Origin of the sequence: Vibrio tubiashii ATCC 19109, from assembly GCF_000772105.1 — a bacterium.
GTDB lineage: Bacteria > Pseudomonadota > Gammaproteobacteria > Enterobacterales > Vibrionaceae > Vibrio > Vibrio tubiashii.
This window is the reverse complement of the sequence record NZ_CP009354.1, coordinates 1,246,819-1,271,995: the sequence shown is the minus strand read 5'-3', so window position 1 is coordinate 1,271,995 and position 25,177 is coordinate 1,246,819. Positions and strand designations below refer to the sequence as shown.

The 25,177-nt window shown below is 44.5% G+C and carries 25 protein-coding genes; 9 read left to right on the top strand and 16 right to left on the bottom strand.

Features of this window, described 5'->3' with window-relative positions; genetic code table 11:
- The first annotated feature begins 117 nt into the window (after positions 1 to 117).
- The gene (purB, locus tag IX91_RS05765; RefSeq protein WP_004746870.1) at positions 118 to 1,488 is read left to right on the top strand and encodes an adenylosuccinate lyase; all 1,371 of its coding nucleotides are present in this window, start codon (positions 118 to 120) and stop codon (positions 1,486 to 1,488) included.
- Positions 1,489 to 1,804: 316 nt separating this feature from the next.
- Here purB and IX91_RS05760 read toward each other — a convergent pair whose 3' ends face one another.
- The 9 genes from IX91_RS05760 to htpX form a co-directional block, all read right to left on the bottom strand.
- The gene (locus IX91_RS05760) at positions 1,805 to 2,338 is read right to left on the bottom strand and encodes a DUF3833 domain-containing protein (protein WP_004746872.1); all 534 of its coding nucleotides are present in this window, start codon (positions 2,336 to 2,338) and stop codon (positions 1,805 to 1,807) included.
- Complete coding sequence (locus IX91_RS05755; RefSeq protein ID WP_004746873.1) at positions 2,338 to 2,883, bottom strand: chalcone isomerase family protein; 546 nt, start codon at positions 2,881 to 2,883, stop codon at positions 2,338 to 2,340. Before IX91_RS05755 ends, IX91_RS05760 begins: the two co-directional genes overlap by 1 nt.
- Positions 2,837 to 3,358, bottom strand: a complete 522-nt coding sequence (locus tag IX91_RS05750) for a DUF2878 domain-containing protein (protein ID WP_004746874.1) — start codon at positions 3,356 to 3,358, stop codon at positions 2,837 to 2,839. The genes IX91_RS05755 and IX91_RS05750 overlap by 47 nt, the downstream gene beginning before the upstream one ends.
- 23 nt (positions 3,359 to 3,381) lie before the next feature.
- Positions 3,382 to 4,629 (bottom strand): SAM-dependent methyltransferase, encoded by a 1,248-nt coding sequence (locus IX91_RS05745; RefSeq protein WP_004746875.1) that lies wholly within the window; start codon positions 4,627 to 4,629, stop codon positions 3,382 to 3,384.
- Positions 4,630 to 4,644: 15 nt separating this feature from the next.
- Positions 4,645 to 5,424 carry a DUF1365 domain-containing protein gene (locus IX91_RS05740; RefSeq protein WP_004746876.1) on the bottom strand — a complete coding sequence of 260 codons (780 nt, stop codon included), beginning with the start codon at positions 5,422 to 5,424 and terminating at the stop codon, positions 4,645 to 4,647.
- Position 5,425: 1 nt separating this feature from the next.
- Positions 5,426 to 6,706, bottom strand: coding sequence for an NAD(P)/FAD-dependent oxidoreductase (locus IX91_RS05735; protein WP_004746877.1), 1,281 nt, complete (start codon positions 6,704 to 6,706; stop codon positions 5,426 to 5,428).
- A 10-nt stretch (positions 6,707 to 6,716) separates the two neighbouring features.
- Positions 6,717 to 7,445: an SDR family NAD(P)-dependent oxidoreductase gene (locus IX91_RS05730; RefSeq protein ID WP_004746878.1), complete on the bottom strand. Its 729-nt coding sequence runs from the start codon at positions 7,443 to 7,445 to the stop codon at positions 6,717 to 6,719.
- Positions 7,442 to 7,861, bottom strand: coding sequence for a nuclear transport factor 2 family protein (locus tag IX91_RS05725; RefSeq protein ID WP_004746879.1), 420 nt, complete (start codon positions 7,859 to 7,861; stop codon positions 7,442 to 7,444). The genes IX91_RS05730 and IX91_RS05725 overlap by 4 nt, the downstream gene beginning before the upstream one ends.
- A gap of 190 nt (positions 7,862 to 8,051) precedes the next feature.
- Positions 8,052 to 8,915, bottom strand: a complete 864-nt coding sequence (gene htpX / locus IX91_RS05720) for a protease HtpX (protein WP_004746881.1) — start codon at positions 8,913 to 8,915, stop codon at positions 8,052 to 8,054.
- A 303-nt stretch (positions 8,916 to 9,218) separates the two neighbouring features.
- On the opposite strand from htpX, the gene IX91_RS26630 reads away from it, so the two are divergent.
- Positions 9,219 to 9,386: a hypothetical protein gene (locus IX91_RS26630; protein WP_004746882.1), complete on the top strand. Its 168-nt coding sequence runs from the start codon at positions 9,219 to 9,221 to the stop codon at positions 9,384 to 9,386.
- Positions 9,387 to 9,438: 52 nt separating this feature from the next.
- Here the strand turns inward: IX91_RS26630 and bioD are convergent, their stop codons facing one another.
- Genes bioD through bioB form a run of 4 tightly spaced genes read right to left on the bottom strand, consistent with a single transcriptional unit; the run spans position 9,439 to position 13,108 of the window.
- Entirely contained in the window at positions 9,439 to 10,122 is a 684-nt protein-coding gene (gene bioD / locus IX91_RS05715) for a dethiobiotin synthase (RefSeq protein ID WP_004746885.1), read from the bottom strand.
- A complete protein-coding gene (gene bioC / locus IX91_RS05710) occupies positions 10,119 to 10,922 on the bottom strand; it encodes a malonyl-ACP O-methyltransferase BioC (protein ID WP_004746887.1) in 804 nt (267 codons plus the stop codon). The genes bioD and bioC overlap by 4 nt, the downstream gene beginning before the upstream one ends.
- Positions 10,923 to 10,926: 4 nt before the next feature.
- The gene (gene bioF / locus IX91_RS05705; protein ID WP_004746888.1) at positions 10,927 to 12,069 is read right to left on the bottom strand and encodes an 8-amino-7-oxononanoate synthase; all 1,143 of its coding nucleotides are present in this window, start codon (positions 12,067 to 12,069) and stop codon (positions 10,927 to 10,929) included.
- Positions 12,056 to 13,108 carry a biotin synthase BioB gene (gene bioB / locus IX91_RS05700; RefSeq protein ID WP_004746890.1) on the bottom strand — a complete coding sequence of 351 codons (1,053 nt, stop codon included), beginning with the start codon at positions 13,106 to 13,108 and terminating at the stop codon, positions 12,056 to 12,058. Before bioB ends, bioF begins: the two co-directional genes overlap by 14 nt.
- 132 nt (positions 13,109 to 13,240) lie before the next feature.
- On the opposite strand from bioB, the gene bioA reads away from it, so the two are divergent.
- Complete coding sequence (gene bioA / locus IX91_RS05695; protein ID WP_004746892.1) at positions 13,241 to 14,518, top strand: adenosylmethionine--8-amino-7-oxononanoate transaminase; 1,278 nt, start codon at positions 13,241 to 13,243, stop codon at positions 14,516 to 14,518.
- Between the two features lie 76 nt (positions 14,519 to 14,594).
- Here the strand turns inward: bioA and IX91_RS05690 are convergent, their stop codons facing one another.
- Positions 14,595 to 15,272: a DUF2057 family protein gene (locus IX91_RS05690; RefSeq protein ID WP_004746895.1), complete on the bottom strand. Its 678-nt coding sequence runs from the start codon at positions 15,270 to 15,272 to the stop codon at positions 14,595 to 14,597.
- Positions 15,273 to 15,410: 138 nt separating this feature from the next.
- On the bottom strand, positions 15,411 to 16,433 hold the full coding sequence (locus IX91_RS05685; protein ID WP_004746898.1) for a porin: 1,023 nt from the start codon (positions 16,431 to 16,433) through the stop codon (positions 15,411 to 15,413).
- A gap of 516 nt (positions 16,434 to 16,949) precedes the next feature.
- On the opposite strand from IX91_RS05685, the gene dinG reads away from it, so the two are divergent.
- Genes dinG through IX91_RS05660 form a run of 5 tightly spaced genes read left to right on the top strand, consistent with a single transcriptional unit; the run spans position 16,950 to position 21,708 of the window.
- The gene (dinG, locus tag IX91_RS05680; protein ID WP_004746900.1) at positions 16,950 to 19,022 is read left to right on the top strand and encodes an ATP-dependent DNA helicase DinG; all 2,073 of its coding nucleotides are present in this window, start codon (positions 16,950 to 16,952) and stop codon (positions 19,020 to 19,022) included.
- A gap of 58 nt (positions 19,023 to 19,080) precedes the next feature.
- Positions 19,081 to 19,860 carry a sulfite exporter TauE/SafE family protein gene (locus IX91_RS05675; RefSeq protein ID WP_004746904.1) on the top strand — a complete coding sequence of 260 codons (780 nt, stop codon included), beginning with the start codon at positions 19,081 to 19,083 and terminating at the stop codon, positions 19,858 to 19,860.
- A gap of 8 nt (positions 19,861 to 19,868) precedes the next feature.
- Positions 19,869 to 20,417 (top strand): primosomal replication protein, encoded by a 549-nt coding sequence (locus tag IX91_RS05670; RefSeq protein WP_004746906.1) that lies wholly within the window; start codon positions 19,869 to 19,871, stop codon positions 20,415 to 20,417.
- The gene (rsmS, locus tag IX91_RS05665; protein ID WP_004746908.1) at positions 20,417 to 20,587 is read left to right on the top strand and encodes a pleiotropic regulatory protein RsmS; all 171 of its coding nucleotides are present in this window, start codon (positions 20,417 to 20,419) and stop codon (positions 20,585 to 20,587) included. Before IX91_RS05670 ends, rsmS begins: the two co-directional genes overlap by 1 nt.
- Complete coding sequence (locus IX91_RS05660; RefSeq protein ID WP_004746909.1) at positions 20,575 to 21,708, top strand: ribosomal protein uL16 3-hydroxylase; 1,134 nt, start codon at positions 20,575 to 20,577, stop codon at positions 21,706 to 21,708. Before rsmS ends, IX91_RS05660 begins: the two co-directional genes overlap by 13 nt.
- 87 nt (positions 21,709 to 21,795) lie before the next feature.
- Here IX91_RS05660 and IX91_RS05655 read toward each other — a convergent pair whose 3' ends face one another.
- Positions 21,796 to 23,913 carry a methyl-accepting chemotaxis protein gene (locus IX91_RS05655; RefSeq protein WP_004746911.1) on the bottom strand — a complete coding sequence of 706 codons (2,118 nt, stop codon included), beginning with the start codon at positions 23,911 to 23,913 and terminating at the stop codon, positions 21,796 to 21,798.
- Between the two features lie 209 nt (positions 23,914 to 24,122).
- On the opposite strand from IX91_RS05655, the gene xthA reads away from it, so the two are divergent.
- A complete protein-coding gene (xthA, locus tag IX91_RS05650; protein WP_004749767.1) occupies positions 24,123 to 24,929 on the top strand; it encodes an exodeoxyribonuclease III in 807 nt (268 codons plus the stop codon).
- The last annotated feature ends 248 nt before the right edge of the window (positions 24,930 to 25,177 follow it).

Below are 25,177 nucleotides of genomic sequence, written 5' to 3'. Positions count from 1 at the left end.
AGCACTTTCTATCCAAAATAAGAGCAAAGCAAACGTTTGCGCAATGTTCGTGACAAACGCTTTGGTAATTGGTATAAAGCACACAAAATTTAGAAACTCAATTTTCAGGAGAACATCATGGAACTGTCAGCATTGACTGCTGTTTCACCAGTAGACGGTCGTTACGGAAGCAAAACAATCGCACTTCGCAGCATCTTTAGTGAATTTGGACTACTAAAGTACCGCTCTATCGTTGAAATTCGTTGGTTACAAAAGCTTGCAGCTACAGATGCAATCACAGAAGTACCAGCATTCAGCGCTGAAGCAAACAAGTTCCTAGATGAGTTAGCAGCAAACTTCTCTGAAGAAGACGCAGCACGCATCAAAGAAATCGAGCGTACAACTAACCACGACGTTAAAGCGGTTGAGTACTTCCTAAAAGAAAAAGTGGCAGGAGTTCCTGAGCTTCACGCTGTAAACGAGTTCATTCACTTTGCTTGTACTTCAGAAGACATTAACAACACCTCTCACGCGCTAATGCTAAAAGAAGCTCGTGACGAAGTGATTCTTCCTGAAATCAAAAACATCATTGACGCTATCAAAGCACTTGCTGTTGAGTACCGTGACATCCCTCTTCTATCTCGTACACACGGCCAGCCTGCTTCTCCTTCTACTATGGGTAAAGAGATGGCGAACGTGGCGTACCGTATGGAGCGTCAATACAAGCAGATCGCTAACGTTGAAATCCTAGGTAAGATTAACGGTGCTGTAGGTAACTACAACGCTCACCTTTCTGCTTACCCAGAAGTAGATTGGCACCAGTTCTCTGAAGAGTTCATCACTGAGTCTCTAGGCGTAACGTGGAACCCATACACAACTCAAATCGAACCACACGATTACATCGCTGAACTGTTCGATGCAGTTGCACGTTTCAACACTATCCTAATCGACTTCGACCGTGACGTATGGGGCTACATCGCGCTAGGTCACTTCAAGCAGAAGACTATTGCTGGTGAGATCGGTTCTTCAACAATGCCACACAAAGTTAACCCGATCGACTTTGAAAACTCAGAAGGTAACCTAGGTCTTGCAAACGCAGTATTCGGCCACCTAGCGCAGAAACTACCAATCTCTCGCTGGCAGCGTGACCTAACTGACTCAACAGTCCTACGTAACCTAGGTGTTGGTGTGGGCTACGCAATCATCGCGTACACTTCAACACTAAAAGGCATCAGCAAGCTAGAAGTTAACCGTGAAGCACTGCTTGCGGAACTAGACCAAAACTGGGAAGTTCTAGCTGAGCCAGTACAAACTGTTATGCGCCGTTACGGCATCGAGAAACCATACGAGAAGCTAAAAGAGCTAACTCGTGGTAAGCGTGTAGATGGCGAAGCAATGCGTAACTTTATCGACGGTCTTGAGCTACCAGAGCACGAGAAAGCACGTCTAAAAGAGATGACGCCAGCAAACTACATCGGCCAAGCGATTGAGCTAACTGATAAGTTGTAAGAGCTGGAAAGCTGGAAAGCTGGAAAGCTGGAAAGCTGGAAAGCTGGAAAGCTGGAAAGCTGGAAAGCTGGAAAGCTGGAAAGCTGGAAAGCTGGAAAAATATGAGGGTTGACGTGAAAGCGTCAACCCTTTTTGTTTGGGAGATCTGGAAAACTGGAAAACTGGAAAACTGGAAAACTGGAAAACTGGAAAACTGGAAAACTAAGGTTGAGTGAGCACGCTAGAGAGTCAACTTTATATTTCCCGCAGGGCGAAGCCCGATCCCGTTTTCCAAAAGCGTAGCGTTCCATAGGACGAAGTCCGTTCCTTTCTCCCCTCACTGCTTCTGGAAAAACAGCGTAATTTTCCCGACTTCAATGCCAAACTTCTTAATCCTAGTTAGATTAAAGACATGATTTTTATCTTGGCGGTATAACCAATCATCGAAGCTCACGACCACGGTAGAGTCTTCCATCTGTAGTTCAAAATCATATTGCCACTGAAGTGCATTGCCAACTTCTCTCCCTGTTGCGACCCCAATGATGTCGTCAGCACTCCCTTGGTAGCGCCCATCCCCTAAACGTTCAATGGTCCAAATTCGTTGGGATTTTTCACCATCATCAAACACGAAATCTTCAACTAAGGTCAAAGTATTCTCTTTTACACTACCGACAATCACCACCTCAAAGCGGCGAGTTTGCTTGTTGGTGTAATCTTGCACCATGCCCCAAGCCATTGACTCCCCTTCAAAGTACTCAAACAAGTTGAATTCAGGTTTGCTGTCTCTGTAGTCATCTAAGTCGCTCGTACAACCTAAAGTAAGTTGAGTACATAGCAGTAGTAATATCGTCTGCCCTAGGCGCTTAAACATCAATTTCTCCCAATTAAACGTTCTCTGAGTCCCGGATACTCAGTATTTGGTGATAACCATATTGCGAGAAAAGCATCGTTAAACGCCTCTTCTTCAATAGAGCCGATAAGCCGATCGTTTACCATAGGTTTAGAATAGAAAAAGCTACCTCTGTACCCGTCTGTCACATAGGTCAGGCTGTTGCCTTCTTCTATGTCGGGGAAGATGTTTTCTAGCCTAGCCGCCCACTCTAGCATTTCACTCTGCTTGTAACCGAGTTTTTGCCACTGTTCGACCGTTGCGTCTAACAATTGTTTTTGAGAAATGTCTCTTTGATAAGTAATCGAAAGCGCGAGAGGGTGTGGCGTAATATCTTGATCAACAACATACCCACCATTTGGCGTCAGCAATTGTGACTCGTAAATATCAAAGAAAAACATCGTCAACTGAGCCTGCCCCACACTAGACCAGTTTTTCCAGCTCTCTACGTTATGTCTTGAGGACTCAGACGCAAAAACGTTACCGGTCAGCACTAGGAACGCTATTATTACTGTTATGCACTTCATGTCCATATACCTTCATAATCAATGCAATGATTAGAGTCCACTCTACGAGCAATATGCCCACAATAGTGAAAGTAGAAGCCCCAAAAGATACGGCTCCAAGGCTTTCTCCTGCTACATAGCTAAGTGCGCCTCCAATCCCTCCTACCATTGATACGATAGCTAATGGATACTGGCTCAGTATCGGGTACAAAAAATGCGTATACCAAGCAAAGATAAGCCACAATGCAAACAGCCATACCGGGAAGTATTCATGTTGAAACTGAAACCAGCCAATCGTTAGGTTGGTAAAATCAACCAACACGCCTATTACAACGATCAAAGCATACTTAAACCAACTCAAGTTCTCTTTAACGGCGGATATAGCGAGCGTCAGTACAACAAGTGAGAGCGTCGCATATTGCAGGTCATAATTGCCAATAACAGCGCAGAACCAAATAACTTGAAACCAAGTCGACACAATAAGTAACCGTTTCATTACCTGCTCCTTTAGTTCAGCTTCTATGGACGCTGAAACGTCATGTGAACTGTACTGATCGATTTGGCGCGGAAACCACCTTCACAATAGCAAAAGTAGTAATTCCACATTCGGACAAATCTGTCATCAAATCCCAGTTCAGAAACCTGTTCGCGCGCTTGGTTAAACTTCAAATACCAATCTTTAAGAGTCTTGGCATAGTCTTCCCCAATGTCGTAGAGATCTCTAAGAATTAGATCACTATGTTTTGTTGTGCACTGTGTTAATGCAGTGATCGACGGTAAAAAGCCACCAGGGAAGATATACTTCTGAATAAAATCAACGTTATTGCTGTAATAATCGTATCGTTGGTCTGCGATGGTGATGGCTTGGATTGCCATCAGTCCACCCGAATTCAATAATGATTGGCATTTTTGGATGTAGGAGGTCAAAAACTGCTTGCCAACAGCCTCGATCATTTCAATTGATACGAGCTTATCAAAGGTCCCTTCCAGCAAGCGGTAGTCTTGTTTGAGCAGGGTAATCTTGTCTTGCAAGCCCTTCTCTTCAATCTTCTGCTTTGTGTATTGGAACTGCTGCTCAGAAATAGTGGTAGTGGTAACGTGGCAACCATAGTTTTCTGTCATATAGATCGCCATTGCTCCCCACCCAGTTCCTATCTCAATCACGGAATCTCTAGACGAGAGCTTCAGTTGCTGACATAAGCGATCCATTTTATTAATCTGGGCTTGCTCTAGCGTGTCATTAGGCGATTCATAAATGCCTGATGAATAAAGCATGCGACTATCAAGGAATGTTTCGTAAAGTTCATTACTCAGATCGTAGTGAGCCTCAATGTTTTTTGCCGAGTTCTCTACCGTGTTGCGATTCAACCAGTGGCCAACTTGATAAATGAGCTTCGACAGAAAGCTTGAACGACTTTCTATAGTGTCTAAAGTTGACAGGTTCATTGCCATCAACTCCATTAAAGCGGTGAGATCAGGGCTTTCCCACCATCCGTCCATGTACGCTTCACCAGCAGCAATGCTGCCACCTTTCAGTAAGCGTGCATAAAAGGCAGGATTTTTAACCTCAATAATGGCACTAGGTTGCCCCTTCCGTGGACTACCAAAGCTCTCTCTGACTTGAGGAGCCCCTTGCGAACCAAAAGATTCGATGATGGTCAAAGAGCCATACTGGATCTTGTACAAACATGAAAATGCGATGTTTCGCGCTGTTTTTTGCACCGAAGTTAATTGCGTAGGCAAAGGTAGCGTTTGTGAATTAATCATTTCCTAGGCTCCTTGTTATTTTTCTATTTTCGCGCTTTGAGTCTGTTCAATTTCATCACCCTGCCTAAATTTGGGGTGAGAATAAAACGGCGCTCCTTTGATCCAGAGTTTTAATGCGTGCCAATAAATGCCCACAGTCACTTTTACTGCCATTATTGGAGTAACGATCAAATGTTTAAGTAGAACTCGCGAACACAGTGGTTCCCTAACCATTTTCATTGTGGCATCAAACTCTTTGTGGCTGCGATGACACTCCAAATGAATAGAAAGACGCTGGTCAATTGGCTTAATTTTCCAAACATACTCTTGCTCAATCGGATTAAAAGGCGAGACATGAAACGCTTTTGCGTGCCTCCAAGTGCCTTCGTCATTTGCATCCAATAAATAGTAGTAACGCTCATTCCAAGGTGTGTTACTAACCTCAGCCAGTAAGTAGCGCCACTTTCCGCTCTCATCGTAAATGTAGTAGAAATTAACTGGACTAAAGTAGATACCAAAATACCTTAGGTGAACCACCGCTTTGACGCTTCCTTTAGTGGCTTCTCCACCTAGATCAACGACCTTATTTAATACCGCCTGTTTTAAGTCCCCAGAGCCCAAATAATCTTCACGTTTAAATCGAGCCCAATGCCACCAGCGAGTACCGAATCCCCACACCTTGCCTTGTAAAGATTCAAGCTCATCTAAGTCGAGGCATGGCATAAACAAACGGTAGTTCAACGCATGTTGGATGGGAGTAAAGCGCCGGTGCCTTACATCCCCAACAAACAGGCAGCTCCCATTCCCTTCAGACATCTTAAGCCGCTCCCTGAGAACGCAGACTAGTATCAAGTAAGTTAATACCTCTCACTATGTCTAGAGCGCTACGTACGCCATCCTCATGAAAGCCGTTGTACCAATACGCACCACAGAACCAAGTTCGAGATAGACCGTTAATTTCGTCGCGTCGAGACTGAGCCTCTATTGATTGCTGGTTGAAGACTGGATGATGATAAACAAAGCGCTTCAATATCTTCTCTTGCTCAATCTGCTCACTACTGTTGAGTGAGACGCAGAAGGTTTTCGGTGCGTCAATGTGCTGCAATATGTTCATATTGTAGGTCAAAGTCGGCGCTCTACTCTGTTCACCTTCACTACCTTCAAGCCAATAGTTCCAAGACGCCCAAGCCGCTTTTCGCTTCGGCAGTAAGCTTTCATCGGTATGCAAAATGACTTCATTGGCTTGATAAGCGAGATTGGATAAAACAGATTGCTCAGTTGCGCTCGAATCTTTGAGAAGTTGCAATGCCTGATCACTATGGCAGGCAAACACAACTTGATCGAACCTCTCGGTCTGTCCATTGAAATGCAGCGTCACGCCAGCTTGATCTCTGACGACAGACTCAACGGGAGTGTTAAGGCGGATCTTATCGGCAAACCCTCGGGTAAGTGGCTTTATGTAGGCTCTTGACCCACCTTTAATGACATACCATTGCGGGCGATTGGTCACATCCAGTAGGCCGTGGTTAAGGAAGAATCTTGCAAAGAAAGGCAACGGAAACGCTCGCATATCTGCTAGCGTCGAAGACCAGATAGCTGCACCCATTGGCAAAATATAGTTGTCGCAAAAGTAGTCACTAAACTCACGCGAAGTGAGGAAGTCTCCGAGTGTTAAATCAACTATATTGGGCTGATTGGCTATCTCCTTCACTTCTTTGTTGAAGCGAAGAATTTCAAAGATAAAAGAGTAAAATTTAGGATTTAACCAATTGCGCTTTTGAGCAAACAGCGTCGACACTGTATGGCCATTATATTCAAGACCATTGCTATCGTTTCTTACGCTGAAGCTCATTTGGCTTGGTCTGCCCTCCACGCCAATCTCTTCCATCAAAGCGATAAAATTAGGGTATGTTCTGTCGTTGTAGACAATGAAGCCTGTATCGACAGAATAAGAGCGACCTTCTACCTCAACATCGACGGTAGCTGTATGCCCACCGATGTAATCATTCGCTTCAAACAAGGTGACGTCGTGCTCTCTATGTAAATAATAGCCACAAGTTAGTCCTGAGATTCCCGTTCCTATAATTGCTATTTTCATGGTCTTATTCCTATCCTTGAGCAAGTAGCTTGGCAGTCAGTGCGTTTTGCCAGCGATATGGGAGAGCGCCGATCAAGCGTAAAATTGAGGTGAACTTCCTAGGGAAATAGATATGGTCCTTTCCTTTCGCCAGCCCGTCTCTGATCTCTTGAGATGCCCTCTGTGGAGAGATCAACATCGGCATTTCAAAGGTGTTCTTGTCGGTGAGCGGTGTTTTGACAAATCCGGGGTAAATAATCGATACATCTATACCCTGCGGCTTAAGATCTACCTGAAGTGTTCGTGCTAGATAGCTCACTGCTGCTTTTGATGCGCCATAAGCTTCTGCTCTCGGCAGGGCGACTTCACTCGCTATCGACCCTACGATGGCGATTCGTTGTCCAGGTGCAAAATACTTCTGGCAAGCCTCGATGGCATTAGTGAGCCCGATAACGTTAATGTCGAAAACGCGCTTCATAAGCAGCGCATCAAGCTTGCCATCATCGATATACTCGCAATCCCCCGCATTCAAAATCCAGAGGTCCGGAATGCTGTGCAATTTACTCAGAGCATGAGTTGTGGCTGCTAGGTCAGTGAGATCAAAAGCGATCGGGTGTAAGTTGGTGTACGTGTCTTTGAGCTCGCTTAACCGCTCTTCATTTCTTCCGCAGGCATAGACCTCGAAGCCATTACCGGCGTAATCTGTTGCAAGTTGGAGACCAATCCCTGAAGTGGCTCCGGTTATCAATACCGTCTTCATTTGCCCAACCTTTGCTTAATCGTTTTAATCACTGAGCCGAGCAGAGGCAGGTTTTCATAGAGCATCTCACCAAGGTCAAAGTAATCGCGATGGTAAATCACTCGACCTTGCGAAAACTTTAGGTGGCTGACGCCATTCACGTGTACCACAGAACCTTTTGATAGCTTTGGATGCTCTAACGCCATCTGCCACGTTAGAAATCCGCTATTTCCCGTTTGTTGGTGCTCTAAAATATTGAAATCGCAACGCGTCACATTGGTATAAAGCGATTCAAAGTAGTTCTCTAACTCTTGCCACCCTTCTAGTCTGTGAGCAGCATCTTCAAACACTACCTCGTCATGATAAACATCAGACAAAAGATGAAGATTTGATTTGTTCAGCTGCTGATAAACCTCGCCTACCGCCTGTACATCCATTTAAAGCACCTCTCACAATCTTGTACATATATTTATTTTGTACAATAATTTAACCATAGATGATTTCTTAAAGTTGTACAAATTTTTATTTGTTTAATATTTTGTATAACTTGTACGAGAGGTTTTTTAAAAGGGATCAAAAAAAGGCTTGGTTATAAACCAAGCCTTTTCAATCAATTAAAAGTTAACTCTACGAATTGCGCAGTGCTGAGATACGTTTATCTAGCGGTGGGTGACTCATCAGTAGTTCTGTCATAGAGCGTTTGCCGTTGATGCCAAACGCCATCATAGAGCCTTCTAGTTGAGACTCGTGGCTTACTTTTAGTCGCTCTAGTGCTGCAATCATCTTATGCTTACCCACTAACTGGGCCGCACCTGCATCAGCATGAAACTCACGATGACGGCTGTACCACATGGTGATGAAGCTCGCCAAGAAGCCAAACAACAACTCCAACACCATACTTACACCAAAGTAGACCATCATGTTGCTGCCACCTTCTTCTTCATTGTCGTTAGACGCGACAATGTTGGCGATAAAACGCGATAAGAAGATGACAAAGGTGTTCACTACACCCTGCATCAAAGTCATGGTTACCATGTCACCATTTGCAATATGGCTCACTTCATGCGCCAGAACTGCTTCTGCCTCATCGCGGGTCATATTGTGAAGAAGACCTGTTGAGACAGCAACTAAAGAGTCATTACGCTTTGCGCCCGTCGCAAATGCGTTGATATCTGCTGAGTCGTAAATCGCAACTGTCGGCATACCAATACCCACTTGCTCTGATTGACGACGAACCGTTTCTAATAACCAATGTTCGGTCTCGTTACGTGGACTTTCAATGACCATGCCGCCAACAGAGCGAAGCGCCATTCCCTTTGACATCATCAATGAGATAAATGAACCACCGAAACCAAAAACAGCAGCCATCACAAGCAAGCCAGATAAGCTACCTGGTTGCATTCCCGTCATTGCATAAACAATGTTAAGAACAACACTTAACACCAGAACAACAGCTAAGTTGGTTGCAAGAAATAACATTACTCGCTTCATTACTTTTCTCCAAAAACCGGAAGCATTTTATTATCGCCCCTAAGAATCACTCTTGGGACTGTTCTTTACCTAATAGATATAGTCTATCCCCTTTAATTACAAGGTTAAGAAGTAAATTGAAACATTTGATTTCTAGAAAGTAAGTTTAGATTTAACACTTAACAAACAATAGATATGACAAATGATTGGAGAGCCAGAAATAAGGCTACGACTTTTGCGTTAGACTTTGGTCGTATTGTGACTGTTTTCAAACGTGCTAGATTTAGCTGAGATTAAAAATCCATGTAATAAGGGAACAAAATCATGGTTGAAACTAACAACTATCAAATGGCTATTGATCTGTTGTGTTGTCATCTAGGTATTTCTGAGGATGAAGCAAAGCAACAACTTGGAATCTCGGTAGAGGATCAAACTCAAAAACGCATTATCGAAACACAAAGTGCGTTAATGGGTTTAAACCAAGACAAGTAACAAAGACTAATGTTTAAAAGGCTGCCAGTTTGAATTGGCAGCCTTTTGCTTTTTATCGATTAAGAAGTGGCGAAACATCGATATACTTCGCCAGATCTTTGCGCTTAACTTTGGGAACATACGGAATTTCTCCAAGTTTTGGCGCTGCAATTTTGTTTTCAAGCATTTCAATAATTTCAGCGTAGTGCTCCGTGCCTGGGTTAACTCGGTTTGCTACCCAACCAATCACTTCCACACCATCGGCTTTAATCGCATCGAGCGTTAGCATTGCATGGCTAAGACACCCAAGTTTAATACCAACTACCAATACCACGGGCAGTTTTTCTTGCTGTACCCAACTTGATAAGCATTCCTGCTTTGAAACCGGGACGCGCCAACCGCCTGCACCTTCAACCAGTACGATATCCGAGTTTTGTTTGTGCTCAGAGAGTTTGTCACTCAATACTGAATATTCGATTTCCACATTCTCACGAATAGCGGCAATGTGAGGAGAGGCAGGAAGCTCTAATGCATAAGGATTTACGTCATCGTATGCAACACTCACTGTTGCAGCTTCTTGTAGATACAAAGCATCCGAGTTGCGGAAACCTTGCTCAGTTTTGTCACTGCCTGCCGCTACTGGCTTATAGCCAATCGTTTTTAAATCCTTTTCAGCAAGCGCATTCAAGATTGCTTTCGAAGCAACCGTTTTTCCAACATCGGTATCCGTACCCGCAATAAAAAATGCATCAATCATAGATTAATAACCCCTAAACAGACCTGATATGTTGCAGGTAGAAGACCCTGATGATTTCGATAAGTTTGATATTCATCTTCGACTCTGAGTAATGCACGACGACTTGTTAGTCCATTCGCTCGCCCATCGATGTGGGTAGCGCCTATGCCTTTTAAGTCACGCATTAGCGCAAAAGACGTTTCATACCAAACCTTGATAGGCGCTAAGTCTAGTTGATGCGCATGGCATTCAGATTGCGCTAACGCAATTTTTACCTGATTGAATGGAATAAAGTTGTTGACGTGTTGATATGAGTCAATTTTTGACCATGCCTGTTTAAGTTCAAGTAACGAACCATCGAGTAACGTGGATAAATACGCACATCCCTTCGGCTTCACTACACGTTTAATCTCTCTCAAAGGAATACTAAGGTCGTCGCACCACTGCAATGCTAGGCTAGAAAATACGTAATCGAACTCATTGCTCTTAAATGGCAAACACTCCGCATCTCCCTGCTGATAGTGAGCATTGACCACTCCACACCGTAGTTTAGCTTCTGCGAGCATCTTGTCAGATAGATCGAAGCAGACGACAGTTGCACCGCGCTTTAAAAGCTCAAATGAAAAATATCCGGTTCCGCAGCCGATATCGAGCACCGTTTTTCCAGTAAGGTTTTGAGGCATCTTGTCTAGTAAGCGATGTCCAACGTCACGTTGAAACGCAGCATGTTGATCGTAGGTATTTGCAGCTCGGCCAAATGCCTCAGCAATCGCCGCTTTGTTAACCATGTCCTTAGAATCTATCACTACAGCTTGATTCATTAACTTACATTCCTTTCACAGCTTGCTTAAGTGCATCAGCTAATTTGATGACATCTTGCCTATTGTGTTTGGCGGTGAGTGTAATTCTCAACCGTGCGCTGCCTGCTGGTACGGTAGGTGGGCGAATCGCCGTCACCCAGAAACCCTGTTGGCGAAGTTGATTGGATACACTCAGCGCTTTGTCAGCAGAGCCCAAAATGAAAGGCTTAATTGGGGTAATCGTCTCTCTGTAGCCTTCACAATCCTGAAGTTGCTCATCAAAACATTGAGACAGCTCAGCCAGTTTTTCTCTGCGCCACTCGTGTGTCTCGATCATCTCTGCTGCTTTACTTAGTGCCACAGCTTGAGAAGGAGGAATCGCCGTTGAGTAAACATGATGTTTAGCAAACTGGGTTAAGTAGTCTCCGACCGAGTTGCTACAAATAATAGCCGCTCCCGATAGACCAAACGCTTTCCCAAAGGTCACCACCAATATCTCTGGTTGGATCCCAGCGTAATCACAGCTGCCCTTCCCCTTGTTACCCAACACTCCTACACCATGAGCATCATCAACCGCTAACCAAGCGTTTTGTTCAATCGCCGATTTAATCGCCTCAAGCGGAGCAAGATCGCCATCCATGCTAAACACACCTTCAGTCACGACCAAGGCACTCTGAGTAAGTAAGGTTTTTAAGTGTGTAACGTCATTGTGCTTGAAGCGCTTCATCGTTGCGGGAGAAAGCGTGCCAGCCTCAATTAATGAAGCATGGTTCAACTTATCTTGCAGCAAAAGATCTTGTTTTGTTAGCAAAGAGAACAGTAGCGCTTGATTGGCAGAGAAACCGGATCCAAACAATATCGCTCGCTCAAAGCCAAGCCACTGACACAAGGTCTCTTCAAGCTTTTGGTGCGCAGAGCTAAAACCCGTGACGAGTGGAGACGCACCACTCCCATTGCCATATAGGTCGAGCCCTTCCTGCCATGCCTTAGTTAGCTCCTTATCTGAAGCTAAGCCAAGATAATCATTACTGGAGAAGTTTAGATACTCTTGCTCATCATGAGTTAAGCAGACGGTGTTGTTTGACTCTACAGCCTTAAGCGAGCGAGTTAAGCCCTTCGCGTTTCGCTCACTAAGGGCAGATTCAATACGTTGCTCAAACACTTGCATCGTAGAATAGGTCGTCTTTGGTTGGTCTCGCTGCAACACGCTCTACAACGCGATCAAGAAGATCATTCTCTTCAATTTCATCAGGCTTTTGAGAAACTTCTTGGCTGTTAATACCAAGCTTGTTAAATAGCTGCATATCTTTATCTTCTGACGGGTTTGGCGTTGTCAGCAATTTGCAGCCATAGAAAACTGAGTTAGCGCCAGCCATAAAGCATAATGCCTGCATTTGCTCATTCATGTTTTCACGGCCAGCCGAAAGACGAACAGCAGAGCCAGGCATCATGATACGTGCAATCGCGATAAGGCGGATAAAGTCGAATGGCTCAACATCATCAACCTCTTCTAGTGGTGTACCTTTCACTTTAACAAGCATGTTAATAGGCACACTTTCAGGGTGAGTAGGCAGATTCGCAAGCTCAACCAGTAAGCCAGCTCTATCATTAGCACTCTCGCCCATACCAATAATGCCGCCAGAACAAATCTTCATTCCCGCATCACGCACATGTGAAAGCGTGTCTAAGCGATCTTGGTAAGTACGCGTGGTGATGATGCTGCCATAGAACTCAGGTGAGGTATCTAGGTTATGGTTGTAATAGTCTAAACCTGCATCCGCAAGTGATTTTGCTTGGTCAGAGGTTAGCATACCCAGTGTCATACAGGTCTCGAGGCCCATCCCTTTGACACCTTTGATCATTTCAGTCAGGTGCGGCATGTCACGCTCTTTTGGGTTCTTCCACGCAGCGCCCATACAAAAACGCGTCGAACCTGCACTTTTCGCTTTTTGAGCAGCATCAAGCACGCGTTCAACTTCCATTAAGCGTTCTTTTTCAATATCCGTGGTGTAACGGGCACTTTGCGGGCAATACTTACAATCCTCTGGACAAGCCCCTGTTTTAATAGAAAGCAGCGTACTGACTTGTACATGGTTATGTTGTTGATATTGACGGTGAACCAATTGTGCTTCGAACAACAGATCCATAAATGGTTTTTCCATAAGGCCGCGAACTTGCTCAATAGTCCAGTTATGACGTACTTCCACGTGCTTTCCTTTGATTATTGTTGGTTTGATTACTTGGCTAGTCTACTGACACCATGTAGACTGTCAACACAACAAAAAATCAAAAGTTTACAATTGATTGTTTTTTAATCAATAAAGTTTCAGGAACTGGACATGGATCTCGCTTTCGACCGCCGTCATATATGGCATCCTTATACTTCAACGTTAACACCTCTGACCTGCTACCCCGTCACATCAGCAAAAGGGGTTCACTTACAACTCGAAGATGGAAAACAGCTCGTAGACGGTATGTCTTCTTGGTGGTCGGCAATACATGGCTATAATCATCCTCACCTCAATGAAGCGGCTCATACTCAGATTGATAAAGTGTCCCATGTTATGTTTGGCGGGATCACACATGACCCTGCAATCAATTTGTGTAAAAAATTACTCTCATTTGCGCCAAGTAATTTGCAGCATGTGTTTCTCGCAGACTCAGGGTCAGTAGCGGTTGAAGTCAGCTTAAAAATGGCTCTGCAATATTGGCATGCGAAGGGTGAGTCTCGACCTAAATTCTTAACCCTGCGTGACGGTTATCATGGCGATACATTTGCCGCAATGTCAGTCACCGATCCAGATAATTCCATGCACTCTCTGTACAAGGGCTTCCTACCTGAACACATTTTCGCAGCTTCGCCAAAATCAGGCTTTTGGCAAGATTGGGATCAAAGCGATCTTGATGACTTCAAGTCTAAAATTTCTCAGCACCACGAAGAGATTGCTGCCGTCATCTTAGAGCCGATTGTTCAGGGTGCCGGGGGAATGCGAATTTATCACCCAGAGTTCCTTAAAGGTGTACGAGAGCTGTGCGATCAATTTGGCGTTTTGTTGATTCTCGATGAAATCGCAACGGGATTTGGACGCACAGGCAAAATGTTTGCTTGCGAGCATGCAGAAATTCAGCCTGACATTTTATGTGTAGGCAAAGCATTAACCAGTGGTTATATGACGCTTTCAGCAACGCTAGCCTCAAGTGAAGTAGCAAATACCGTTTGCGGAGGTGAAGCGGGCTGCTTTATGCATGGCCCGACCTTTATGGGTAACCCACTAGCCTGCGCCGTCGCCACTGCGAGTATGGAGCTGCTAGAGAACAATAAATGGCAAAGCCAAACCAGCCAAATTGAACAGCTGTTTGCAGAACTGCTGCCTAAACTAAAAAAATATCAATTGGTTAAAGATGTTCGCTGGTTAGGTGCCATTGGCGTCGTTGAGACAACAGTTCCAGTTAATATGGAGAAGATTCAAGCGCTATTTGTTGAGCAAGGTGTGTGGATACGTCCATTTGGCAAGCTTATCTATATGATGCCACCTTATATCAGCGAGCCAGAACATATCGAAAAGCTAATTTCAGCAATAGAGGCTGCGCTAAACAGCCATGAGTGTTTTAGTTAGTTATTTGTATTACTTCTCGCGAAAACAAAACAGGCTTCCAATTGGAAGCCTATTTTAGATTCGATTCTAGTAACCATCACTCTTGGTCAATCATCCAACGGCGGAACGCTTTACGCTCTTCTTTAGATGCTTTTAGGTACCAAGCTTTTAGCTGTTCCACGTTGCTAGTCACCACTGGTTTAGCCGGAGAAGTTTTCTCGACTTTACTTGAAGTAGAAGTCACTGCAGCTGTCGTCGTTGCTGCTACAGCAATCGCTTGGACTTCAACTGGCTTGTCGATAAGTTGGCCGTTATTGAAGTAAATGCCTTTCGATTGGTTGTATTCAGAAACCAAATCATCAATGGCGAAGTATGGTAATAGTCCGCCTTTGGAAGGAAGTTTCTCTTGAGAGTAGCTGAGGTTTACATCGTCTTGACGTAATACCCATTTAGGTTGTTCATTGTTGAACGCTCTTGTCGCTTCTTGAACACTTCTTGCTTGCGGGTTGTTGATCTTAATCTCGTCACCCGTCACTTTAAAAGAAAGTACATAAGGCTCAGAAGTAAACACTTTCGCTGAACTGCCTCGACCTAATTCTTTATCCATTTTGATGACTAGTTGAACATCACCGTCAGGGATCTGCTGTTTACCTATTTTCGATTCTGCTTGCTGACCATTGACATACAGTACAGACAGCCCTTTCTCTGGAATTAATGTTGCTGCACCCGCTGACATCGATGAGAAAGCGAATAGAGTTAACATCCATTTCTTCATAATAATACTCTTTATTCCTGCGTAGTTTTGCTGTCAATTTTAACAAGGCATGTCGAAAGTGAAAAGCAATAAACATTTGTTATTTAGACAAAAAAAGCCACCCATTGGGTGGCTTCGTATTCAATCATAAAGCTTCAATTAGAATGTAGCTTTGATACCAACGCCGTAACCTACGTCAGTGTTTTTCTTGTCGTTGTCACCAACTTCTACGTAAACTGTAGTGTTTGGAGCAAGAGCGTAACCTGCGTTTAGGAACCACTCGTTGTAATCTTCTTTAGAAGCTACGCTGTTGTCGATTTTAGCGAAGCCACCAGCGAAAGTAGTCTTGTTCCAAGTGTAATCTGCTGCGATTGCAACTGTATCAGTGTCAGACTTAGTACCAGATTTTGGCTTAAGTTCTGTCTTGTAGTAACCAACTTCTAGGTTTAGGTTTTCGAAACCAGCGTAACGAGCTTCAAGAGCTAGTAGAGATTGGTCTGCATCGTAAGTAGTTGTTGCACGTGTAACTGTTACAACTTTAGTTGTTGCATCAACAGTTTCAGTATCTTTAGTTGTAGTACCTTTAAGCTCAGCAGCACCGTAGAATGCTGTGAAGTCAAAATCAGCTACACGGTAACCAAGTTTAGCATCGAAGTAGTTGCCGTCTTTACCGATTGCTTGTGCGTCGTGCTTATCTTGGATAAGACCTAGACCTGCGTAGAAAGAACCGTTGTCGTAGTCGTAACGAACTGCTTCTTCACCACCGAAACCTTGATCTTCGAAGAAAGAGCTAACACCGAACAGGTAGTCAGAACCGATACCAGCGTCATCTAGTTGAGTATCTAGTTTACCGATTTTAAGTGAACCAACAGTTGTGTGGTAGAAACCTACGTATACGTTACCAACTGAAGTTTTGTCGTTTGCACGGTCGCTGTTATCACCAGAGAACTCTAGGAAAGCGCCAACTTGTAGGTCATCGTTTACTGCGTAACGAGTGTCGAAGCCGAAGTCAGCATCATCGATTTCTTGCTTAGTAGTTTGGTCGTTACCGATCGCTTTCTTGTAACGTACTTCAACGTCACCAGTCATGTTAACTGTTACGCCGTCCTGGTTGTAAAGTTCGATAGCTTGAGCAGACGTCGCTGCCATAAGTACTGAAAGAGCTACTAGAGTCTTTTTCATAATAATCCACTGCCTTTTCTATAGAATGGGAATTCCTTGTCCGGTTCCCTTTATGTTTTTTGATGATGATTCCAATCTCTTAATGGTCGGATATCATCGCCACTTAATTTCGGGGTCTAGATTGCAAAAGATTATGCGACGTGTCAAATGTTCTAAAAAACTTTGATAAAAAAACATAAAACCCATACATATCAGTGACTTACATATTTTCAAGGTTAAATTTCGAGCGACATCATGGTTTAATGACGACTTTGTTAGTTTCTTCTAACAAAACTAATTTTAGATTTTTATCCCGAATATTCCGAAATAGTCAGCATCCAACAAGATAATCAACCACAAAAACAAAACCATTGGCGTGATATATTTTTTACATTTAGAATTAATTGTAAGTACCTGAAGGTTCAGTTTTTTTTTGTGAACAAGATCCACATTTGATTAATAAGGATTCTATTTCGTGAACTAAGTAGTACTTAGAGAACTGTGCTATGATGCGACACCCGCAATATAGGTCACAGTATGCTAACCAGTAAAATTCAACAATCCATTCGTACCAGTTATCAAAATCTACAATCACAGCTAGAAAACTTTGTACCTCGTCGAGCTCAGAACTATCTTGTTGCGGAGATAGCAAAAACATTGTGTGGCGAATATCACAAATCGACACGGATGATTGTCGCCGAAGCGGGCACAGGAATTGGTAAATCTCTCTCTTATTTAATGGCGACGATTCCTGTTGCCGTGCTGAATAATCGTAAAGTGGTTATTTCAACCGCAACCGTTGCTCTTCAAGAGCAATTGGTTGGAAAAGATCTGCCTCTATATAGAAGACTCACAGATCGAGAGTTTTCATTTATTTTGGCGAAAGGTCGCCAACGCTACTGCTGTGCAGAAAAACTGGCTTCAGCGAGTGGCGTTGATGGCGGTCAGCTCGCTATGTTTGAATCGAAACCAAAGAAGAAAGACGTTGAGCTACTCGAAACCATGTATAAGTCGCTAGCTCAAGGTAAGTGGGATGGTGATCGTGACAGTTGGCCCAAGCCAATCAAAGATGAAATCTGGCAATTGATAGTCAGTGATAAGCACAGCTGCAACCTTAGTATGCCTGCGCATAGAGATTGCCCGTTTCAAAAAGCGCGTTCTGAGCTTGATAAAGCCGATGTCATCATTGCTAACCATAGCTTGGTCATGGCCGATGCGGATCTTGGCGGCGGTGTCATTCTGCCAGAACCAGAAAACACCATTTATGTTTTTGATGAGGCTCACCACCTGCCTCACGTTGCTCGTGACCACTCTTCTGCCGCGGCGAGTTTAAAAGGCGCTGCGAGTTGGCTTGAAAGACTTAATCAATCGGTAACCAAGTTTGCCAATATGGCCGATGAGAAAAGAGTCGCTCGGTTTAGAAATGAATTACAAGATTCAGTTCAACAGCTCATTCCTTCATTGAGCCAACTAGCAACACGCTTTGACCCGGCTCATTTTGAAGAGAACATCTATCGTTTCGAAAATGGAGAACTGCCGAGCTGGCTTGAAGAAGAAGCCAAAGAGCTGAAAAAACTCTCCCAAAAAGGTGCACAGGCAGTCGCCAAGGTCGCGGACCTAATCTCAGAGCGAGTTAAAGATGGTGAGCTCGCTAACCGACTCGCAGAGCCCGCTTTAGCAGAATTAGGCTTCTACATTCAACGCATGGATAACCTCGCACAAGTTTGGAATCTAATGGCAGAGCCATTAAGAGAAAAAGGCGCCCCACTTGCCCGCTGGCTAGAAGTGAGCCCAGAGCGTGAAGGTGATTTTGTCGTCAATGTTTCTCCGCTCGAAGTTGGTTGGCAACTTGACCAACAAATATGGAGCCGCTGCGTAGGAGCTGTCCTCACATCCGCTACCATGCGAGCGCTTAATTCCTTTAGCTTTTTCTGCCGTCAGGCCGGCGTGAGTGAAAAGACGGAAGATGGCGTAAGGTTCCTCGCGCTCGCTTCTCCGTTTGACTATCAAAACCAGGCAGAGCTACATATACCCAAAATGTCCTGTGAACCTTCTGCGCCTCAGTTTACCGAACAGTTAATCGAAAAACTGCCTGAACTGATTGAAAGTAATAAGGCAAACCTCGTTCTGTTTTCTTCTTATTGGCAGATGAACCAAGTGGCCGACGCCCTCTCAGCAAATTTCGTAAAAAGGGGATGGGGCTTGCAGGTACAAGGGAAAGAGTCGCGCTCAGAAATACTAAAAAAACATAAAACACTGGTTCAATGCCAGAAAACGAGCGTTCTTTTTGGTACTGGGAGCTTCTCTGAAGGGCTAGATTTGCCAGGAGAACTATTAGAAAACTTAATTATCACCAAGATACCTTTCGCTGTTCCTACCTCTCCTGTTGAACAAGCTCACGCCGAATACATTGAAAGCCGTGGCGGAAACCCGTTTATGCAAATCACTGTACCAGAGGCAAGCAAAAAGTTGATTCAGTCGGTCGGTCGTTTGCTGCGTAAAGAGCGTGATTCTGGTAAAGTCATCATCCTTGATCGAAGAGTAGTGACGAAACGTTACGGCAGCGCGTTATTAGACTCACTCCCTCCGTTTAAACGTATTATTGAATAACAGAGGTCTACAGGCCTACTCCTACTCTCTATATATAGAAATAAAGAAGAATAACTATATGGAATTTTTCGAGCCAACCATGTTGTTGGTGTTGGCACTGGTCGCTTTCTTGGCGGGATTTATCGATGCGGTTGCGGGTGGTGGCGGTATGCTTACCGTCCCGGCTCTGCTCTCTTTGGGATTACCTCCGCATATTGCGTTGGGCACCAATAAGCTTGCTGCTACATTCGCATCATCTACTGCCGCATTTACCTACTATCGTAAAAAGTTATTTAAACCCCAATGTTGGCTTCGCGCGTTTGTTGCCACTTTAATTGGTGCCATATTAGGTACTCTGTTTGTTGACCTCATCAGTACCCAGTGGCTAGAAAAAATATTACCACTGGTCATTCTTGCTGCGGCGATTTATACCATTTGGCACAAAACGCCGAGTAATGTGAATAATGAATCTCCGCAACCTTGCCCTGTGTTAAACAAAAAGCAGTATGCGCAAGGTTTAACGCTTGGGTTCTATGATGGTGTTGCTGGCCCGGGTACAGGCGCATTTTGGACAGTCAGTTCAATGGCACTGTATCGACTCAATATTTTGCTCGCTTCCGGCTTAGCCAAGGCGATGAATTTCACCAGCAACTTCACTTCTTTAGTGACCTTCGCGATACTTGGTCATATAGATTGGGTACTTGGCTTGACCATGGGCGTGTGCTTAATGGCGGGCGCATTTGTTGGCGCTCACTCTGCGATACGCTTTGGCGCAAAATTCATTCGCCCTGTTTTTGTTACTGTCGTCAGTATCCTTGCAGTAAAACTCGCATACGAAGCTTGGTTTGTTAACCTTTAGGCCCATTTATGAGTAAAGTTAAGCAGTTACAATCAACGCTTGAACAACTCGCCATCAACGCTGCGGCTTTAGATCGACAGCGTGGTGAGCACCATCTCGCCCTTTTTGACGAGCGACTGTTTCGGTGTAAAGCCAAATTACTCGTTCCATGCGTCAAGGAAACTCAGTCGACACTAGACAGTATCATTCGCGAAGAAGATGCAGGAAAGCTGACGGCTATGCGTGCCGAGTACCTGACTGAACGTTTGCTGGCCCAGATCAGTGCTATTCAGCGTGAACTTGCCACCACAACTATTCGTAAAAACGAGCCCAAACACAGCAGCTATTTCAGAAAGCCGATCAACGAGCTCTACCAACATTTGGCGCAGCACCAAGAATGGGAGCGACGCTTAATGGAGATGGTACGCGATAAAGAACTTGCGCTTCAATACGCACCTCCTTTTCAGCAACAGTCTGCCCAACAAGCGCTAATGGCCACCGAGCAAAGACTTCAACGCTGCCAAGAAGCCAAACTCAAAATAGAAAAGCAAATTACTTACAGAGAGAGAAACCAGTAATGTCTTCGTCGAACTCAGGACTAGATAACGCGCCGGATGAGATCAAACTTGCGGTTGATCTTATCTACCTTTTGGAAAGCAATGAGGTTGATCCTAAAGTCGCACTCGAAGCCATCAAGATTGTCCAAGCGGATTTAGAAAGTAAGTTGGAGAACTCATGTACCAACTAAGCTTTGATCTTGAGCATTTCCTCGCAGAGTTTTGGCACAAGAAACCAACCGTCATTAAGGGTGGATTTACCAACTTCATTGATCCTATTTCTCCTGATGAGTTAGCTGGCCTCGCGATGGAAGAAGAAGTGGATTCACGCTTCATCACCAACAAAAATAACAATTGGACAGCGCAACATGGGCCGTTTGCTGAATCTCACTTCGAATCTTTAGATGAGTCACATTGGCAGTTGGTCGTGCAAGCGTGTAATCATTGGCACATAGGTGCCGCTGAGTTAATTGAACCTTTTAAACCATTACCTAACTGGTTGTTTGATGACTTAATGGTCTGCTTCTCGGCACCTAAAGGGGGGGTTGGTCCCCATATCGACCAATACGATGTATTTATTATTCAAGGTAGTGGTAAACGTCATTGGCGAGTTGGCGATAAAGACGTTGGCCAATACAAAGAGTCGATTCAAGCGGGCGCTTTACGACAAATTGAAGGGTTTGATGCGATTATTGATGAGATTTTAGAACCCGGCGACATTCTTTATATTCCACCTGGTTTCCCTCATGAGGGCGACACACTTGAACCAAGCATGAGCTACTCTATCGGCTATCGTTCACCGAAAGAGCAAGAGCTGCTCAGTAACTTTGCCGATTATGTCTTAGCGCATGATATGGGCGATGTTCATCTTCACAACCCAAATATGAAGCCTCAAGCAAGTTACGGCGAAATCTTATCTTCAGATACAGATTTGCTCGCTGACATGCTAATGAACGCTTTAAACTCTGACGCTGATATTAAGCAGTTCTTAGGTGCTATGCTCAGCCAATCTCGCCACCAGCTTGACGTTGTTGAGCCAGAAGAGTTACTGACCCCATCGGAGGTTTCCGAGCACCTTGATGCTTCGGGCACACTACGTAAAGTATCGGGAGTTCGTGCTTTATATCACCAGCACGATGCCAACGCGGCTTATATTAACGGCGAAGCTTTCCAAGTCAGTGAAAAGTGGCTACTTGATGCGTTATGTAATCATGAATGCATTGATATTCATTCTTTTACTAATGTGACCGATGAGCAGGTAGTAAGCCTTCTTACTGAGCTTGTCAACAAAGGCTATTGGTATCTCGATTAAGTCGCTAATTGACGCTAGGCACTGATACAAAAAGGGTTTCGTACAACGAAACCCTTTTTTTATTTTTTAACGGTGAGAATCCATTATCTAGACTTTAAACTGATTCACCAACTGCTGCTGCTTATCAGACAGATCGGCAATTTGGGCACTAACCGTCTCTGACTCTTCAGCTTGAGTGAGAATTTGCGCGCTCAAATCTCGGATATTGCTAACACTCTGGTTAACCTCTGCCGAAACAGATTGTTGCTCTTCGGCCGCCTTAACGATCTGAGTGTTCATATCATTGATTGATGCGATTGCTTCAAAAATCTGACCTAGCTCTTTCGCTGCATTTTGTACTTGAACAGCGGAATCATTGGCAAGGTCGTTGCCATCTTGAATCGCTTGAACCACATCTCGCGTGCCGTTTTGCACGTTTTCGATCACCTGCCTGATTTCACCAACGGATTCTTGAGTTCGGCTCGCAAGATTACGAACTTCGTCGGCAACGACCGCAAAGCCACGACCTTGATCTCCTGCCCTTGCCGCCTCAATAGCGGCGTTAAGTGCTAATAAATTTGTTTGCTCTGACACACCTTCTATCACCGATAAAATCTCCGTGATATTGGCGTTGTTCGCCGCGAGTTCTTCTACAACAGGAACCGCAGCTGTCATACGTTCCACCAAACGCAGCATTTCTTGTTGAGACTTATCTATCACATCTTGACCAGATGCAGCCGCTTCATTTGCTTTTTCAGCTTCTCTTACTGCAATTTCTGCATTTTGAACCACTAAGCCCGCCGTTTGTGTCATCTCTTCTGATGCCGTTGCGACTAGATCAACTTCTTTGAACTGCGAGTCGCTACTGGTGCGAGTTTGCTGCGCGGCAACTCGCGACTGTTGGGTTGTTGTTCCTACTTGAATCGTCGTATCGATAACTTCACTGATAATTGATTGCAGCTTATCTAAGAAGCGGTTGAAACCTATCGCGAGCTGTCCGATTTCATCTTGCGACTTCACCTCTAAGCGTTGGGTTAAGTCCCCTTCACCTGAAGCGATATCATCTAAGCGTACAACCACTTCTCGAATTGGCTTCACTAATCGCGAGGCAGAGAAGGCAATCGTAGCAAGACCAAGCACTACAAGCACAATACCTGCGATAAGCTCTGTCGCCACACTCGACTCGACTTGCTGGCTGATTATCTCATCTAGAGCCTCTGCATCTGCAAGCACACTAGAGCGGGGCAGATCAAATAGCACACCCCAAGTCTGATTCGCGACCATAATTGGTGCAAAAACATTAAGCCACTGGCCGTCTTCACTCCACTGTGTCTGAACGGATTGCCCAAACAGTAGGTCAGTTAACTTATCCGGGGAAACAATATCACTCACAAATGGCTGACCGACCGCACTAGATGGATTATCACTGGCGATCAATGACCCGTCTAAGCTGATCAGATTGACATGACCACTGCCAGAGAACAGCTGTTGATCAGAGTTAACGACAATCCCTGACAGACCATCTAATCGCAGGTCGATGCCAAAGAAGCCAATTGTTGTATCATCAATCAAGAGTGGAATTGAAATTGAACTGGTTAAGAATGCCCCGCCATCTTGAGTGACCACTCTTGGCGTGGTTATACAGGTTTCACCCGATGCTAATGGACAGTAGAAACGCTCACTGTTGGTTGCGTCTTCTAATACGGCTTCAGATAAAACACTCGAAACAATGTTTTCACCATTTTGCGCTGTCATCCAATATGGCGAAAATCGACCAATTTCATTGGAGCCAACATACTCCGCGTCAACATAGTTACTATCTTCGTTATCAAGCATATTGGGCCTAAACACCAAGTAGGCACCTTGTACACTGTCAAAATCTATAACCGCTCTGCGTACCATCTCATCCAATGCAGTTCGTAACTCCTCACTATCACCAAAGTTTTCTTCACTTAGGTTCTTTTGAAACATCACGCTAGATGCGAGCATCTCTGCTCGATACAAGGCTTCATTTAGAAACTCAGAAACTTGCGTTGCATTAAGCAAGGCGCGAGTCTCTACAATCTGTTCTGACTTGTCGATAACAGACTTTGAACTCTGCTGTTTGATCTGGTGTTGATTAGAAATCGCGTTATAAACGGAAAAGCCAATCAAAGAAAGAGAAGTGACAAGCAGGCAAAAACCTGCTAGGAGAGTGATTTTCCACTGCACTGATAACGTTCGCATAATACATCCTTATAGCAAACTCGGTGTTTCGAATAGACAAATTAATTAATAAGTATCCTTGGAATTACACCATAAACGAAGTAGATATCAATCGAAAGTTTAAAAAAATGTTAAATACTGCCAAGTGCGTTCATCGCCTTCGCCGCGACTGATAATTGATGCTAGTATTGCCTTACAAAAATTCGAACAGCCACAAGCAAGGAACGGAAATGAAAGTTATCTCTTTCAATATCAACGGTCTTCGTGCCCGCCTTCATCAACTACAAGCCGTGATCGATAAGCATCAACCTGATGTTATCGGCCTACAAGAAATCAAAGTGCACGACGAAGCCTTTCCTCTAGAAGATGTGGAAGCGATGGGTTACAAGGTGTACTTCCATGGGCAGAAAGCGCACTACGGCGTGGCTATGCTGTGTAAGAAAGAACCTATCTCAGTTCAAAAAGGTTTCCCAACCGATAACGAAGATCATCAAAAGCGTATGATCATGGTGACGTTAGAAGATGATAACGGTGAAAAGGTCACGGTACTTAATGGCTACTTCCCACAAGGCGATAACATCAGCCACGAAACCAAGTTCCCGTATAAGCGTCAGTTCTATAAAGACTTAATGACTTACCTGAACGATCATCACAACAATGATGAACAGCTTATCGTTATGGGCGACATTAACATCAGCCCAATTGACGCAGACATCGGCATTGGCGAGCCAAACCGTAAGCGTTGGCTGAAAACCGGTAAGTGTTCGTTCCAACCGGAAGAGCGCGAATGGTTGAAGACACTATTAGACTGGGGCTTTGTCGACACTTTCCGTCAAATCCACCCAGATGTAAACGATCGTTTCTCGTGGTTTGATTACCGCTCAAAAGGGTTCCCAGATAACCGCGGCCTACGTATCGATGTGGTTCTAGCCACTCCAAAACTTGCCGAGAAATGTATCGAATCAGATGTTGACTACGAATTACGTGGTATCGAAAAGCCTTCTGATCACGCACCGATTTGGTCGACGTTTAAGTAAAGAGCTGGAGAGCTGGAGAGCTGGAGAGCTGGAGAGCTGGAGAGCTGGAGAGCTGGAGAGCTGGAGAGCTGGAGAGCTGGAGAGCTGGAGAGCTGGAGAGCTGGAGAGCTGGAGAGCTGGAGAGCTGGAGAGCTGGAGAAAATTAAAGGGTTGGCACTATGTGTCAACCCTTTGTTTTTTATGTCATCCCCGAGAGGGAGGCACGACCGAGTTGGGGATCTCTTGAAACAAGTAGATAACTGATTGAG

Coding starts and splice junctions, on each gene's coding strand:
- IX91_RS05745 (WP_004746875.1), bottom strand. CDS start 4,629: ATGATTAATTCACAAACGCTACCTTTGCCTACGCAATTAACTTCGGTG.
- IX91_RS05655 (WP_004746911.1), bottom strand. CDS start 23,913: ATGCGAACGTTATCAGTGCAGTGGAAAATCACTCTCCTAGCAGGTTTT.
- rsmS (WP_004746908.1), top strand. CDS start 20,417: ATGTCTTCGTCGAACTCAGGACTAGATAACGCGCCGGATGAGATCAAA.
- IX91_RS05690 (WP_004746895.1), bottom strand. CDS start 15,272: ATGAAGAAATGGATGTTAACTCTATTCGCTTTCTCATCGATGTCAGCG.
- IX91_RS05670 (WP_004746906.1), top strand. CDS start 19,869: ATGAGTAAAGTTAAGCAGTTACAATCAACGCTTGAACAACTCGCCATC.
- IX91_RS05730 (WP_004746878.1), bottom strand. CDS start 7,445: ATGAAGACGGTATTGATAACCGGAGCCACTTCAGGGATTGGTCTCCAA.
- IX91_RS05760 (WP_004746872.1), bottom strand. CDS start 2,338: ATGTTTAAGCGCCTAGGGCAGACGATATTACTACTGCTATGTACTCAA.
- bioA (WP_004746892.1), top strand. CDS start 13,241: ATGGATCTCGCTTTCGACCGCCGTCATATATGGCATCCTTATACTTCA.
- IX91_RS05740 (WP_004746876.1), bottom strand. CDS start 5,424: ATGTCTGAAGGGAATGGGAGCTGCCTGTTTGTTGGGGATGTAAGGCAC.
- IX91_RS26630 (WP_004746882.1), top strand. CDS start 9,219: ATGGTTGAAACTAACAACTATCAAATGGCTATTGATCTGTTGTGTTGT.
- dinG (WP_004746900.1), top strand. CDS start 16,950: ATGCTAACCAGTAAAATTCAACAATCCATTCGTACCAGTTATCAAAAT.
- IX91_RS05735 (WP_004746877.1), bottom strand. CDS start 6,706: ATGAAAATAGCAATTATAGGAACGGGAATCTCAGGACTAACTTGTGGC.
- IX91_RS05755 (WP_004746873.1), bottom strand. CDS start 2,883: ATGAAGTGCATAACAGTAATAATAGCGTTCCTAGTGCTGACCGGTAAC.
- IX91_RS05685 (WP_004746898.1), bottom strand. CDS start 16,433: ATGAAAAAGACTCTAGTAGCTCTTTCAGTACTTATGGCAGCGACGTCT.
- purB (WP_004746870.1), top strand. CDS start 118: ATGGAACTGTCAGCATTGACTGCTGTTTCACCAGTAGACGGTCGTTAC.
- IX91_RS05725 (WP_004746879.1), bottom strand. CDS start 7,861: ATGGATGTACAGGCGGTAGGCGAGGTTTATCAGCAGCTGAACAAATCA.
- xthA (WP_004749767.1), top strand. CDS start 24,123: ATGAAAGTTATCTCTTTCAATATCAACGGTCTTCGTGCCCGCCTTCAT.
- IX91_RS05660 (WP_004746909.1), top strand. CDS start 20,575: ATGTACCAACTAAGCTTTGATCTTGAGCATTTCCTCGCAGAGTTTTGG.
- bioF (WP_004746888.1), bottom strand. CDS start 12,069: ATGCAAGTGTTTGAGCAACGTATTGAATCTGCCCTTAGTGAGCGAAAC.
- bioC (WP_004746887.1), bottom strand. CDS start 10,922: ATGAATCAAGCTGTAGTGATAGATTCTAAGGACATGGTTAACAAAGCG.
- IX91_RS05675 (WP_004746904.1), top strand. CDS start 19,081: ATGGAATTTTTCGAGCCAACCATGTTGTTGGTGTTGGCACTGGTCGCT.
- bioD (WP_004746885.1), bottom strand. CDS start 10,122: ATGATTGATGCATTTTTTATTGCGGGTACGGATACCGATGTTGGAAAA.
- htpX (WP_004746881.1), bottom strand. CDS start 8,915: ATGAAGCGAGTAATGTTATTTCTTGCAACCAACTTAGCTGTTGTTCTG.
- IX91_RS05750 (WP_004746874.1), bottom strand. CDS start 3,358: ATGAAACGGTTACTTATTGTGTCGACTTGGTTTCAAGTTATTTGGTTC.